This is a genomic window from Pseudomonas sp. LBUM1661 (assembly GCF_059695925.1).
Genome location: NZ_CP166794.1, coordinates 2,522,781 through 2,535,822 on the forward strand (window position 1 = coordinate 2,522,781; position 13,042 = coordinate 2,535,822).

At 60.9% G+C, this 13,042-nt stretch carries 17 protein-coding genes; 5 read left to right on the forward strand and 12 right to left on the reverse strand.

All coding sequences use genetic code 11. The features are described 5' to 3' along the window. Positions 1 to 20: 20 nt before the first annotated feature. Positions 21 to 224 (forward strand): hypothetical protein, encoded by a 204-nt coding sequence (locus tag ACA057_RS11680; protein WP_497348448.1) that lies wholly within the window; start codon positions 21 to 23, stop codon positions 222 to 224. A gap of 7 nt (positions 225 to 231) precedes the next feature. Here ACA057_RS11680 and ACA057_RS11685 read toward each other — a convergent pair whose 3' ends face one another. From ACA057_RS11685 to ACA057_RS11700, 4 genes are all read right to left on the reverse strand, one after another. Next, the gene (locus ACA057_RS11685) at positions 232 to 471 is read right to left on the reverse strand and encodes a DUF2789 domain-containing protein (RefSeq protein WP_134099589.1); all 240 of its coding nucleotides are present in this window, start codon (positions 469 to 471) and stop codon (positions 232 to 234) included. 131 nt (positions 472 to 602) lie between these two features. Further along, on the reverse strand, positions 603 to 833 hold the full coding sequence (locus tag ACA057_RS11690; RefSeq protein WP_449643923.1) for a hypothetical protein: 231 nt from the start codon (positions 831 to 833) through the stop codon (positions 603 to 605). 160 nt (positions 834 to 993) lie between these two features. Next, on the reverse strand, positions 994 to 1,242 hold the full coding sequence (locus ACA057_RS11695; RefSeq protein WP_497349876.1) for a hypothetical protein: 249 nt from the start codon (positions 1,240 to 1,242) through the stop codon (positions 994 to 996). Positions 1,243 to 1,554: 312 nt separating this feature from the next. After that, a complete protein-coding gene (locus ACA057_RS11700; RefSeq protein ID WP_401363727.1) occupies positions 1,555 to 1,680 on the reverse strand; it encodes a hypothetical protein in 126 nt (41 codons plus the stop codon). Here ACA057_RS11700 and ACA057_RS11705 point away from each other — a divergent pair. The 3 genes from ACA057_RS11705 (at position 1,654) to ACA057_RS11715 (ending at position 3,462) form a co-directional block, all read left to right on the forward strand. Beyond that, positions 1,654 to 2,124 (forward strand): hypothetical protein, encoded by a 471-nt coding sequence (locus ACA057_RS11705; RefSeq protein WP_007907879.1) that lies wholly within the window; start codon positions 1,654 to 1,656, stop codon positions 2,122 to 2,124. The two genes, ACA057_RS11700 and ACA057_RS11705, sit on opposite strands and share 27 nt — an antisense overlap. After that, positions 2,124 to 2,327 carry a hypothetical protein gene (locus tag ACA057_RS11710; protein WP_497348451.1) on the forward strand — a complete coding sequence of 68 codons (204 nt, stop codon included), beginning with the start codon at positions 2,124 to 2,126 and terminating at the stop codon, positions 2,325 to 2,327. The genes ACA057_RS11705 and ACA057_RS11710 overlap by 1 nt, the downstream gene beginning before the upstream one ends. Before the next feature lie 118 nt (positions 2,328 to 2,445). Continuing rightward, the gene (locus ACA057_RS11715; protein WP_497348452.1) at positions 2,446 to 3,462 is read left to right on the forward strand and encodes an ABC transporter substrate-binding protein; all 1,017 of its coding nucleotides are present in this window, start codon (positions 2,446 to 2,448) and stop codon (positions 3,460 to 3,462) included. A 106-nt stretch (positions 3,463 to 3,568) separates the two neighbouring features. Here ACA057_RS11715 and ACA057_RS11720 read toward each other — a convergent pair whose 3' ends face one another. Next, entirely contained in the window at positions 3,569 to 5,716 is a 2,148-nt protein-coding gene (locus tag ACA057_RS11720; protein WP_497348454.1) for a TonB-dependent receptor, read from the reverse strand. 90 nt (positions 5,717 to 5,806) lie between these two features. Beyond that, positions 5,807 to 6,193: a DUF2946 domain-containing protein gene (locus ACA057_RS11725; protein ID WP_497348456.1), complete on the reverse strand. Its 387-nt coding sequence runs from the start codon at positions 6,191 to 6,193 to the stop codon at positions 5,807 to 5,809. A gap of 95 nt (positions 6,194 to 6,288) precedes the next feature. On the opposite strand from ACA057_RS11725, the gene ACA057_RS11730 reads away from it, so the two are divergent. Beyond that, complete coding sequence (locus tag ACA057_RS11730; protein WP_059404784.1) at positions 6,289 to 6,726, forward strand: DUF3995 domain-containing protein; 438 nt, start codon at positions 6,289 to 6,291, stop codon at positions 6,724 to 6,726. 156 nt (positions 6,727 to 6,882) lie between these two features. Here the strand turns inward: ACA057_RS11730 and ACA057_RS11735 are convergent, their stop codons facing one another. The 6 genes from ACA057_RS11735 to ACA057_RS11760 are packed head-to-tail and all read right to left on the reverse strand — an operon-like array spanning position 6,883 to position 12,946. Next, positions 6,883 to 7,245, reverse strand: a complete 363-nt coding sequence (locus ACA057_RS11735) for a Na+/H+ antiporter subunit G (RefSeq protein WP_497348458.1) — start codon at positions 7,243 to 7,245, stop codon at positions 6,883 to 6,885. After that, on the reverse strand, positions 7,242 to 7,520 hold the full coding sequence (locus ACA057_RS11740) for a K+/H+ antiporter subunit F (RefSeq protein WP_059404782.1): 279 nt from the start codon (positions 7,518 to 7,520) through the stop codon (positions 7,242 to 7,244). The genes ACA057_RS11735 and ACA057_RS11740 overlap by 4 nt, the downstream gene beginning before the upstream one ends. Beyond that, entirely contained in the window at positions 7,517 to 8,005 is a 489-nt protein-coding gene (locus ACA057_RS11745; RefSeq protein ID WP_497348461.1) for a Na+/H+ antiporter subunit E, read from the reverse strand. The genes ACA057_RS11740 and ACA057_RS11745 overlap by 4 nt, the downstream gene beginning before the upstream one ends. Then, the gene (locus ACA057_RS11750; RefSeq protein ID WP_497348463.1) at positions 8,002 to 9,687 is read right to left on the reverse strand and encodes a monovalent cation/H+ antiporter subunit D; all 1,686 of its coding nucleotides are present in this window, start codon (positions 9,685 to 9,687) and stop codon (positions 8,002 to 8,004) included. The genes ACA057_RS11745 and ACA057_RS11750 overlap by 4 nt, the downstream gene beginning before the upstream one ends. Further along, positions 9,684 to 10,028, reverse strand: a complete 345-nt coding sequence (locus ACA057_RS11755) for a Na+/H+ antiporter subunit C (protein WP_007986256.1) — start codon at positions 10,026 to 10,028, stop codon at positions 9,684 to 9,686. The genes ACA057_RS11750 and ACA057_RS11755 overlap by 4 nt, the downstream gene beginning before the upstream one ends. Beyond that, a complete protein-coding gene (locus ACA057_RS11760) occupies positions 10,028 to 12,946 on the reverse strand; it encodes a monovalent cation/H+ antiporter subunit A (protein WP_497348465.1) in 2,919 nt (972 codons plus the stop codon). The genes ACA057_RS11755 and ACA057_RS11760 overlap by 1 nt, the downstream gene beginning before the upstream one ends. Positions 12,947 to 13,042: the final 96 nt, after the last annotated feature.

Below are 13,042 nucleotides of genomic sequence, written 5' to 3' on the forward strand. Positions count from 1 at the left end.
ATGAAATTCGGGAGGTCAGCATGCAAAGCAGAGTCGATGTCGCCGTCATGATCGGCAGCGGTGTGCCCGCCAGCCTGCGTGCGATGGGGCAAAGTGTCTGCTGGGTGGTACTGCTCAACGGCGAACGCCGGGGGACGGCATTCTCCAGTCGCGAAGAAGCGCAAGAGTGCAGGGCTGCCTGGCTGGCGCAATTGGACGCCGAAGCACCCGACAGCCTGCATTGATCAGAGGCTAGTGAATCTGGTGCATCCGCAGGTTCAGGTCGTCGACCACCCGCGCCCAATCGGCATCTTCACGCAATTGTTCTTTGAGGAAACCGGCTTGTTGCGGTGACCAGAACTCGGCATCAATGAGTTTCTTGTCGTCGGCCAAGGGTGAATGGCTGGCGATGAAATCATCAATGGCTTTCTCGCTGGAATCCAGGCCGAGTTGGTCGAACAAACCTTTCAAGTCATGTGTAGGTGAATCCATCTTCATCTCCTTGCTGGTCGCGCGGGTGCGAGATCTGAGGTGCGGCTTCACTGCATCTGAGGGGGCCGCGCTTCAGGAGTTCGATAGCGATGTTCAACAGCAGGAGTGAGCATAGACCGCAAACCGGACGATCAGGCTTTCAATGCGCCTTCGTCGACGGCAAGCTTCAAGGCCTTGGCGGCCTCCTGGGCGGCGATAGCGGCGACGTCCGACGTCTTGAACCAGCGATCCTTCTCGACCTGGTGATACGTCACGGTGGTCAACGGAGGTTTGGCGCGCATGACAATGACTGCCTGGAATTCGCCTTCCACCTCTCTGGCTTCGCCCCGGATAAAAAATTCACCGATATCAAATTCCGTCACGTAGCAGCCTTCCCTTGGAAATGTATTGTTGTGTTGAGCGCCGCCCGCCCTGGGGGATGCGCTTCAAATGGTCGGCCAGTATGGCAGTAGTTGCCTGTCGGCGGCTGAGTTAAGTCGCCGGCATGACGAAACGCCTATAGCGATGTACGACACAGCTGTGTCAAATGCAGGATTCGAGTGAACGGGCGAGCGCGCAGGCTTCGTTATGGCTCGATCGGAATCCTCTGACGCGACCCGTGGAAATTTCCTTGATATGGAAGAAGGCATTGCCGGCCAGAACCACCTGAAAGCGCGGCCGGACTGGCTCTTCAAGGTAAAACCCGTGGTGCTCAAACACCACCGGGTACGCTGCCGATGAGCTGTTTGTATAAGGTGCAGGGGCGATGGCGAAGTGGGTCAGCGTGCACATAGGAAGTCCTTTTCGTTGTTTTGCCGACGCGTGTACGTCGTAATGGGTAGTCTCGGTGAGCATCGCTGCTCTAGAATCACCGTCACTGGTGGGCGACCGATGTTCATCTAAAGCAATTTTTTGCGGGCGATATGTCGGAAAAGTGCTTTTTTTAAAGAGTTTTTTCCTTAAAGTTGGTAATCCTGTTTTTCTGGCTATTAGCAGGGCGTTTTCCTTCAACCTCTGACGAACACCAGGCAAGACGCCGCGAGTGACATTCCAGTAGTCTTCTCACGCCTCGCGATGGATGAGCCCTCTGCTCGTTTCAGGATTTCAACCCGGGTTATTTGGCGACACCTTCGGCATTGCCGCTTTTTTCTGCCGTGTGCTTTTTTTGCGTGCGGCATCATTTTCAGATGTGGGGATGTTTCCTTGGCAGTAAGTAATCTCGATATGCATGCTTTGTTCGTGCTGGGTGATTTGCGCGCAAAGCTGGTTAAGCAGTTTCAGTCACGTTTCGTTTACATCACCGAACAGAACGCTGAAGGCATTTACATTGCCGAACTCGACACCGAATCAGCGCTGGTGGTGGACGACAAGCCTGGGCTTAAGCTCAAGGTTGGCGATCATTTCAGCGCTTCCGTATTGCCCAGTCGCGAAGGCGGCAAGCTGGACATCAAGTTCCGCGAAATCAAACTGACGGTTTACGGGCTGGGGGATTACGCGTTCGTGACCACCGCCGACGGCCACGGCATTGTGTTCAAGGAAGGGCATAGCGTGGTGATGGTGTTCGCCGCCCACCAACAGTTGCAGGAAGGCCTGACCAAAACCCTCAAAGCCGTGACCGCCAAGGCGGCCAAGTGGCGCAAGGGTGAACTGGTGACCTTCAAGGCCAGCGAGTAATGACCGTGGCCCGCGCCGAGTTCCACGAACAGAATCAGGCCAGCGCTCAAGCCGAGGCCCAGCGGCTGTTCGACCAGAAGGCCGTTCTGCAGGGCGCCTGGCTGGGGTGGGTGGCATCACAGATCTACACGCTGCGTCCGGCGGAGTACGCCAGCATGGTCAGAAGAGCGCTGGCGCGTTTGCAGGAAACTTCTGAAAATTAATCGACGACCCTCGAAAGCAGGAACCTCTACTACAGTCAGTTGACTGAGTATTCAGAGGCTTTGCGGTCTTCTGCCAGGCCATCCTGCTATTGCTGTGAACAGCACGAGGTGCAAAAGCATGAACGGATTTCGACGGTTGCTGGCCGCCACACTGGCCACGTTCGGATTGTTGGCTTCACCGCTTCCGGTGTTCGCGGCCCAGGCGCCGATCCATTTCGCCGACCTGAACTGGGAAAGCGGCAGTCTGATCACCGACATCCTGCGGATCATTGTCGAGAAGGGCTACGGGCTGCCGACTGACACTTTGCCGGGCACGACCATCACTCTGGAGACCGCACTGGCCAACAATGACATTCAGGTCATTGGCGAAGAGTGGGCCGGTCGCAGTCCAGTCTGGGTCAAGGCCGAGGCCGAAGGTAAAGTCGTGAGCCTGGGCGACACGGTCAAGGGCGCCACCGAAGGCTGGTGGGTGCCCGAATACGTGATCAAGGGTGACCCGGCCAAGGGCATCAAACCATTGGCGCCGGACCTGCGCAGCGTCGCCGATCTACCGAAGTACAAAAGCGTGTTCAGCGATCCGGAAACCCCGGGCAAGGGGCGCTTCCTCAACAGCCCGATCGGCTGGACCTCGGAAGTGGTCAACAAACAGAAGCTCACCGCCTATGGTCTGAACGACAGCTATGTGAATTTTCGCAGCGGTTCCGGGGCGGCGCTGGATGCGGAAATCAGTTCGTCGATCCGTCGCGGCAAACCGGTGCTGTTCTATTACTGGTCGCCTACGCCGTTGCTCGGTCGTTTCAAACTGATTCAGCTGGAAGAGCCGCCGTTCGACGCCGAAGCCTGGAAAACCCTGACGGATGCGGATAACCCGAACCCGAAACCGACGCGCTCACTGCCCTCGAAACTGTCCATTGGCGTGTCCACACCGTTCCAGAAGCAGTATCCGCAGATTGCCGAGTTCTTCAGAAAGGTCGACTTGCCGATTGATCCATTGAACAAGGCACTGGCGCAGATGAGCGAAAAACACACCCCGCCACGCCAGGCGGCGGAGGCGTTCATGAAGGCGCACCCGCAGGTGTGGCAGGCTTGGCTGCCCAAGGATGTGGCGGATAAAGTGGCTGCCGAGTTGAAGTGATGGGGTGAGGCTGATGCCGCCTTCGCTAGCAGGCTAGCTCCCACAGAGATTATGTGAACGCTGAAGATCCACTGTGGGAGCTAGCCTGCTAGCGAAGCTTTTGCTTTTAGAATCGAGTTTGCACCGCCAACTCAAAGGTGCGCGGCGTGCCCAGGTAATACGCCGGTGAGACATGCGCAAACTCGGCATACACCTCGTTGGTCAGGTTGCGCACGCGGCCGGTGACGGTGGTGTGCTGATCGACCTTGTAACTGAGGAACGTCCCGAAAAGCGTGTACGACGGCACGGTCAGGGTATTGGCGCTGTCGGCAAATACCGAGGCCACGTATCGCGCATCGACGCCACCTTGCCATTGCGGCGCAACGTCATAGGTCAGCCACAAATTGCCGACCCGGTCCGGCACATTGGTCGGCGTGTTGCCTTTGCGTGAAACCACCACCCCGGCGGCATTTTTCTCGGTGAATTCGTCGTACTGCGCATCGACCCAGGCGAAGTTGCCCTCGGCCAACAGCCTGTCGGTGATGCGCAACGAACTGGCCAGTTCGATGCCCCTGGACGTCTGCTGACCCACCGGAATGCTGGCGGTCGGGTCCTGCGGGTCGGTCACGGCGAAGTCCTTGCGCTCGATGGTGTACGCCGCCACCGTCGCCGAACCGCGCCCGTCCAGGTAATCGAACTTGCTGCCCACTTCCCATTGCTTGCCCGTCGAGACGTCGAAGTCCTGAGTACCATTGGGCTGCTCGGCGGCGGTGCTGTATTGCACGTAGACATTGGCGGACGGAATGAACTGGTAGGTCAGGCCGACCCGGCCGGTCACCGGCTCCCAGCTGCGTTTCAGGTGCCGGGGATTGCTGGCGGTCACTTCCCGGTGATTGGTCACGTCGAGGTCGATGGCGTCGTAACGCACACCCGTCAGCAATGCCAGTTTGTCGGTCAGCGCCAAACGGTTCTCCGCGAACAGGGCTTTGGTCGTGACTTCATTGGTCTTGTCGCTGACAAAACCCTGTCGGGTGCCAGGAATGTCATAGAAATGCCCCGGCTGAAAGTTGTTCGGGTCGACCGTGCTCGCGCCTTTGACGTTCAGCGGCGAGTTGGTGGTCTGGTTGACCTTGTACTCGAAACCGCCGCTCCAGGTGGTGTCGAGGCCGAACAATGTGTTGTCGTGACGCAGTTCGAACTGGTTGCCGTTCTGCTCACCCTGGTGCCGAACCTGATACGCCGTGGAGCGGTTCAGCGCGCTGTTGTCGGCGGTGTACTGGTAGGTTTCTAGGTTGCGGTAATCGCGCTGGCTGTCGAGGTGGTAGAGGGTGTTGCGCACGGTGGTGCTGTCGTTGATCCGGTAGTCGATGATCGAGCGCACCCAGATTGTGCGCTGCTCGTAGCGCCCGTCCTCGACGTTGTAGTTGTTGAAGCGGTTGTGCCTGTCGATCTTCAGTTCGCCGGCCTTGGGGTTGAGCACCGGCGTGCCCCAGTAAGGGCTGTCTTCATGTTCGTCCTGATATTCCAGGGCCAGGGTGTGGGACAGGTTCGGCGTCAGGTCACTGAGCAAGGAAAACGCCACGCTCCAGGCATCGCGCTCCTGACGGTCAATGTAGCCGTTGCCGGTGTTGTGGCTGACGTCGAGGCGCGCGTAGTGCTGCACGTCCGCGTTGGCATCGCTCAGGGCGTGGTTGAGGCCGAACGCCGTCTCGGCGGTGTCGTACGTGCCGTAACTGACCCGGCCTTCGACAGCTTGCTCTTCACGGGTCGCCAGTTTGGTCACGTAGTTCAGCGAACCGCCCACAGAGCCGGCGCCGTTGATCAGTGACGACGGGCCGCCCACCAGTTCCACTCGGTCGTAGATCCACGCATCCACTGGCCGCGCGAGGCCGCCGGAGACGTTGATGCCGTTGAACATCTGGGTGATCTGGCTGCTGGTGAAACCGCGATAAGAGACGAACCCGCCAAAGCCCGGCGGCGCACTGGCATTCACCCCGGGCAGGGTGTTCGCCGCGTCCTGGAAATTCTGTGCGCCGTGGCGCTCGATGTCGTTGCGGTTGGCGATGGCGACAGACGCCGGGGTTTCACGCACGCTCAAACCCAAGCGCGAGGCCATGCCGCTGGACTGATCGAGACTCAGGCCCGGTTCGGTGCCGGACTCGCCATCAATGGTGATCGGCGCCAGGTCGATCGAGGATTGCGCCCAGGTATTAACAGACAGGCAGCCAAACAGGCTGGCCAGTAGAGGGCTTACGAGTAAAGAAAGGGGTTTCATCGGTGAATCCTGAATTCTCGTCTAGGAAACAGCGCACACACAAACGCCACGCGTTGGCGAGGTGGGCTGATCGGCAAAAAGCGAAGAAACTCAGGCGAGCGGCGGTGCGCGGGGATTGGCCGAGGGCCAGGTGAAGCGGGTAGGGAGGTCAGCGTTGGCGATGACGGCCAGGGGCGGGCTGTGCTGTTGCGGGAGGATCGCCAGGGTCAGGCTGGAGTTGAGCGCCGGGCCCATGCCGCCGGTGGAGCACAGCGGACAACCGAATGCCTTGGACAGGGTCGGCAGTTGCTCTTCGGCGGTGTTCGACGAGGCCGGCGCCTGAGTGGCCGGGTCGACCGTACAGAACTGGCCGCCGATGCCGTTGAGCTGCATCCCGACCATTTGCCCGTGACCGATGCTGCAGGCGAACACATTGAACAGGACGCAGCAATAGAGCATCCAGGCAATGAGTGAGCGATCGGTTCGAGCGAATTTCATGGAGCCGCACTTTACCACCGCATGCGACGAATACCCTTACAAAATCATCCAATGAAGTTCATCCTGCTGCGACATTTCACGCAGGATGTCTGAATATGAGCCTAATGGTCGCGCAATGGATGGCTGCAATCTTCCTGTTGATCAGCCTGATCCACCTGTACTGGGCGGCGGGTGGCAAGTTGGGGAGCGAGGCGGCGGTGCCGCGAGTGCCGGCGGAGGACGGCCGGGAATCGAGGCCGGCCTTCAAGCCGTCGGGCTTTGCCACGTTGTTGGTGGCGGTGGGTTTGCTGCTGATCGCGATGCTGGTGTGCCTGCGGGTCGGCTTGTATTTGCCGACGGTGCATCACTGGTCGCTGCAATGGGTGATCAGTGCGATTGCGATGCTGATGTTCGCCCGGGCGATCGGCGATTCGAATCTGGTGGGGTTCTTCAAGCAGGTCAAGGACTCGAAATTTGCCCGGCTCGACACCTGGGCCTATTCGCCGTTGTGTGTGGTGTTGGGGGCCGGGTTGTTGGCCGTTGCCTGGATCTGAGTCGACTGGGCTTGCTGTGTTGTCTGAACTGTTGCTATCGCGGGCAAGCCCGCTCCCACAGGTTCGGTGCCGGACACAGAATATCTGTACGACATCCGTCACTGTGGGAGCGGGCTTGCCCGCGATGAGGCCAGATCAATCTACATAAACCGTGGATCAAATCCCGGTCTCGGAGCGCCGACTACTCACCTCCGCCGGCACATCATCCCCGGCCATGCGCTTGCGAAACAACGCCGCTCGAGCCAGCAACAGCGTGGTCACCGGCACCGTAATCGCCAGCAGAATCGGAATCAGCCAGGCATGCAGCACCGGCGCGGATTTCAGCGCCGAAAAATAAATGATCGAGGCCAACGCCACGCACCACGCGCCCAAGGTCGAGGCCAGGGCCGGTGGGTGCATGCGCTGGAAGTAATCCTTCATCCGCACCAGGCCAATCGCGCCGATGAGCGCAAACAGGCTACCGAGCACCAGCAGGATCGCCACCGGAATTTCAACCCAAAGAGACAGTTCCGCGTTCATTCGATGACCTCGCCACGCAGGAGGAATTTCGCCAGGGCAAACGAGCCGACGAAGCCGAACAGCGCAATCAGCAGCGCCGCCTCGAAGTACGTGTCACTGGCATAGCGAATGCCCAGCGCCAGCATCATCAGCATCGCGATGATGTACAGGTAATCCAGCGCCAGGACCCGGTCCTGAGCCGACGGCCCTTTGAACAGGCGGATCAGGGTCAGAATCATCGCCAGCGAAAAAATAAACAGGCTCAGCAGGATCGCGTTCGACAGCAACGGGCTCATCCGAAGATCTCCATCAAGGGGCGCTCATAGGTCGCCTTGAAGTGCTCGATAAACAGCGCTTCGTCCTCCAGATCGAAGACGTGCAGCAACAGGATGCTGCGATCCAGCGCCAGTTCCGACCAGACCGTGCCGGGGACCACCGTGCAGATCATCGACAGCGCCGCAAGGCCGTTGGCATCGCGCAGGTCCAGCGGCACCTTGATGAACTGCGAGCGCGGCGGGCGGCGACCGGCATTCAGCACACTCCAGGCCACGGCGAGGTTTGACACCAGCACGTCGCGACCGACCAGGAAGAACAAACGCAAAATGACCCCGGGCCGACGAATGCGGATCGGCAGCGGCCGCAGCTTGCGCATCATCAGCGGTGCGCAGAAGCCCAGCACCGCGCCCATGAGCAGATTGCCGGGGCTCATCGACAGGTTCAGCACCAGCCACAACAGCCACAGGGCCAACGACAGCCACGGCGCAGGAAACACACGCTTCATGGCTGCACCTCCAGCATCGCGGCCCGTGCTTCAGGGCTCGGCACCGCACGCGTGCCGAGCACCGCCATCACGTATTGCTGCGGGTTGTTCAAGGCATCCGCCGCAGCCTGGGTGTAGCGCAGCAGCGGTTCGGCCTTGAACGTCAGGGCAATGCTCAAGCCCAGCAACGCAATGATCGGCACGCATTCGAAACGGCGCAACAATGGTGATGGCCGTTCTTCGGGCGTCCAGAAACGCTGGATGCCCAAGCGCGAGAAGGCGATCAACGACGCCAGCCCGGAGAGGATCAGCAGCGCCAGCAAACCCCACGCCGCGTTCGACACCGGCGTATCACCGCTATTGCCCAGGCCCAGCGGGTTGAGCAGGGCGCTGAGCAGGCTGAGCTTGCCGATAAACCCGGACAGTGGCGGCATGCCAATGATCAGCAATGAGCAGGCAATGAAACTCAAACCGAGAAAGGCCATCGTCCAGGGAATCACTTGGCCGACCACGGCTTTCTGTTCGTCGTCGAGGTTGATGCCTTTGGGCGGTTGCAGGGATTCCATCGGCCGTGGCAGCAGGTCCCCGTCATCGTACAGCGGCATTTCATTGGCCGACCGCGAACGCTCGATCAACTCGGCCAGCAGGAACAGCGCGCTCAACGCCAGGGTCGAGCTGACCAGGTAGAACAGCGCCGCGCCGATTAGGTTCGGTTGAGCGAAACCGATGGCCGACAGCAGGATACCCGCCGACACCAGAATGCTCAGGCTGGCCAGGCGTTCCAGGCGCTGTGCCGCGAGGATCGCCACGGCGGCGCAGACGATGGTCGCCATGCCGCCGTAGATCAGCCAGTCGCCGCCAAAGTACGCCGACGCCCCGGCCTGACCGGAGAACAGCAACGTCCACAGGCGCAGCAAGGTGTAGATACCGACCTTGGTCATGATCGCGAACATCGCCGCCACCGGTGCGCTGGCTGCGGAATAGGCGGGCACCAGCCAGAAGTTCAGCGGCCACATCCCGGCCTTGGCCAGGAACGCGACCGCGAGAATCCCCGCGCCAGCGTGCAGCAGGCCGCGATCGGCTTCCGGCACCAGCGGGATTTTCAGCGCCAGGTCGGCCATGTTCAGGGTGCCGGTGACGCCGTAGATCAGCGCCGCGCCAATCAGGAACAACGACGAAGCCAGCAGGTTGATCGAGATGTAATGCAGCCCCGACGACACCCGCGCCCGGCCGGAGCCGTGCAACATCAGGCCGTAAGAAGCGGCCAGCAGCACTTCGAAAAACACGAACAGGTTGAACAGGTCCGCGGTCAGAAAGGCGCCATACAGGCCCATCATCTGAATCTGGAACAGCGCATGGAAACTCGAACCGGCGCCGTCCCAACGGGCCATGGCGAACAGCAGCGCGCTGACGCCGATGATCCCGGTCAGCACCAACATCATCGCCGACAAACGATCGACCACCAGCACAATCCCGAATGGCACTTGCCAGTTGCCCGGCAGGTACACACCGATGGAACCGGGCACGCCGGTTTCCTGGGTCCATTGCAGCAACAGCACGGCAATGCCCAACCCCACCAGGCTGGAGAACAGGTTGATCTTGGCTTTGAGCGGCCGATGTTTCTCGCCCAACATCAACATGATGGCGGCGGTCAGCAGCGGCAGCAGAATCGGCGCGGCGATCAGGTGCGTCATCACATTCATTCTTTCGGCTCCCGGCCATCCACATGGTCGGTACCGGTCAGGCCCCGGGAGGCGAGCAACACCACCAGGAACAACGCGGTCATGGCAAAACTGATGACGATGGCGGTCAACACCAGCGCTTGTGGCAGCGGATCGGTGTAGTGCAACAGGTCCTGGGGCACGCCGTCCTTGATGATCGGTTCCTTGCCGATGAACAGACTGCCCATGCTGAAGATGAACAGGTTGACGCCGTAGGACAGCAGGCACAGGCCCATGACCACCTGGAACGTCCGTGGCCGCAGGATCAGCCAGACGCCGGACGCCGCCAGTACGCCGATGGCGATTGCGATGACTTCTTCCATCAGACGGTTCCTTTCTTGGCGACGGCTCTGGGCAGGGCCGCCGTTTTGTGGCCGCGTACCGATTGGTGGGCGAGGGCGGTGAGGATCAACAGCGTCGAGCCGACCACCACGGCGTACACGCCGATGTCGAAAAACAGCGCGCTGGCGATGTGAATGTCGCCCAGCACGGGCAGTTCGACATGCCAGGTGTGGGTGGTCAGGAACGGATAGCCGACGGCCATCGCCCCGAGCCCGGTCGCCGTGGCAAACAACAAACCGGTGCCCATCCAGCGCAGCGGTCGCAGGCTCATTTGCGCCTCGACCCATTGGGTGCCGGCGACCATGTATTGCAGGATGAACGCCACCGACATCACCAGGCCCGCGACAAACCCGCCGCCCGGTTGATTGTGCCCGCGCATGAACAAGTAGACCGACACCACAAACGCAATCGGCAGCAGCAGGCGCACCAGCACCGCCGGGACCATCATGAAGCCGAGCGCGGTGTCGCTGGCGTGACGCGGGTTGACCAGATCGGTGACCACGTCGGGTGCAAGCAGGCGCTGCTGGGCCGGCAACTGCAGGCTTTCTTTCGGTGGACGGAAGCGCCGCAGCAGGGCGAAGACGGTCAGCGCCACGGCCACCAGCACGGTGATTTCACCGAGGGTGTCGAAGCCACGGAAGTCCACCAGCATCACGTTGACCACGTTACTGCCACCGCCCTCAGGCAAGGCGCGGCTTAGGTAGAACGAAGAAATGTCGTTCGGCGTCTGCCGTGTCAGCATCGCGTAGGCCAGCAACGCCATGCCGCCACCGACCACGGTCGACAGCAGCAAGTCGCGGATACGGCGGATGCGCGCCTTGCGCAAAGTGCTCGGCAGCGGCGAGACCTCTTCGATCCGTCGCGGCAGCCAGCGCAGGCCGAGCAGGATCAGCACCGTGGTCACCACTTCGACCACCAGTTGCGTCAGGGCCAGGTCCGGCGCCGAGAACCAGACAAAGGTCACGCAAGTCATCAAGCCGCAGACGCTGACCATGGTCAGGGCCGCGAGCCGGTGATACTTGGCTTGCCATGCAGCGCCGAGGGCACAGGCAATCGCCAGCAGCCAGAGCGTCACGAACACGATCGAGCCCGGAATCTTCGGCCGGTCGCCCCAGCTCAGGCTGCTGTGGAGCATCGGGATCAACCCGGCCAGCACCGCCGCGAGCACCATCAGGAACAATTGGCTTTGCAGGCGCTTGGTGCTGATCCGCCGCTCCAGGCGACGTCCCAAACGCATCATGACCACCAGGCTGCGTTCGAACAGGCGCTTGCCGTTGAACCGGCCAATGATCGGCGGGTACTTGAAGCGCCCGCGCTTGAGCTGATTGCGCAGCAACAGATAAAGCACGATGCCACCGGACATGGCGATCAGGCTCATGATCATCGGCGCGTTCCAGCCGTGCCAGATCGCCAGGCTGTATTCCGGCAGGGTGCCGCCCACCACGGGCAACGCCGCGGCGGCGAGCAACGGGCCGACCACTTGCGCCGGGAAAATCCCCACCACCAGGCAAGCGAACACCAGCAACTCCACCGGCGCGCGCATCCAGCGTGGCGGTTCGTGCGGGGTGTGCGGCAGGTCGGTGGCGGTCGGGCCGAAGAACACATCAACGGTGAATCGCAGCGAGTAAGCAACGCTGAACGTCCCGGCGATGGTCGCGACGATGGGCAGGGTCATCTCGACCCAGGCGGTGGCGTTGATGAACACGGTTTCGGCGAAGAACATCTCTTTCGAGAGGAAGCCGTTGAGCAGCGGCACACCGGCCATCGAGGCGCTGGCGACCATGGCCAGGGTGGCGGTGAACGGGATCAACTTGATCAGGCCACTGAGTTTGCGAATGTCGCGGGTGCCGCTTTCGTGGTCGATGATCCCCGCCGCCATGAACAGCGAGGCCTTGAAGGTGGCGTGGTTGAGGATGTGGAACACCGCGGCCACGGCGGCCAGCGGGCTGTTCAGGCCCAGCAGCAGGGTGATCAGGCCCAGGTGGCTGATGGTCGAGTAGGCCAGCAGGCCTTTGAGGTCGTTCTGGAACATTGCGCAATAGGCGCCGAGCAACAGGGTGCAGGCGCCAGCGCCGCTGACGATGTAGAACCATTCTTCACTGCCGGACAGTGACGGCCACAGCCGTGCCAGCAGAAATACCCCGGCCTTGACCATGGTTGCCGAGTGCAAATACGCCGAGACCGGCGTCGGCGCCGCCATGGCGTGGGGCAGCCAGAAGTGGAAGGGGAATTGCGCGCTTTTACTCAGGGCGCCGATCAGGATCAGGGGCAGCAGAATGGGGTAGAGGGCGTGTGCGCGAATCAGCTCGCCGGCGGCCAGGACCTTGTCCAGGTCATAGCTGCCGACCACATGGCCAAGCAGCATGACCCCCGCCAGCAAACACAAACCGCCGGCGCCGGTGACCATCAGCGCCATATAAGCGCCACGTCGGGCATCGGCGCGGTGGTGCCAGTAGCCGATCAACAGGAACGAGAAGAGGCTGGTCAATTCCCAGAAAAACACGATCTGGATCAGGTTGCCGGAGATCACCAACCCGAGCATGGCGCCCATGAACGCGAGGAAAAACGCGAAGAACCGTGGCACCGGATCGTCCGGCGACATGTAGTAGCGGGCGTACAACGACACCAGTGTGCCGATGCCCAGCACCAGCATCGAGAACAGCCAGGCGAAGCCGTCCATGCGCAGAACAAAGTTCAGGCCGAGGCTCGGTAACCAGAAGAATTCTTCGCGAATGACGCCGCCGTGGGCGATTTGCGGGTACAAGAGGGCGACCTGAACGGTGCCAATCAAGGCAACCAGGCCAGCCAACAGCGATTCGGTGTTGCGCGCGTTGTGTGGCAGCAAAGCGGCCAGACAGCTGCCGATAAAAGGCAGAAGCAGTAGAACTATCAGGGACATAGGCTTCTAATCTGCGGAAGTTTGTGAAGCATCATACGTGCCAGTCCCCGGAATCACCAAACGCCAAGCTGTCGCAGAATCCTACAAAGTAGCTGG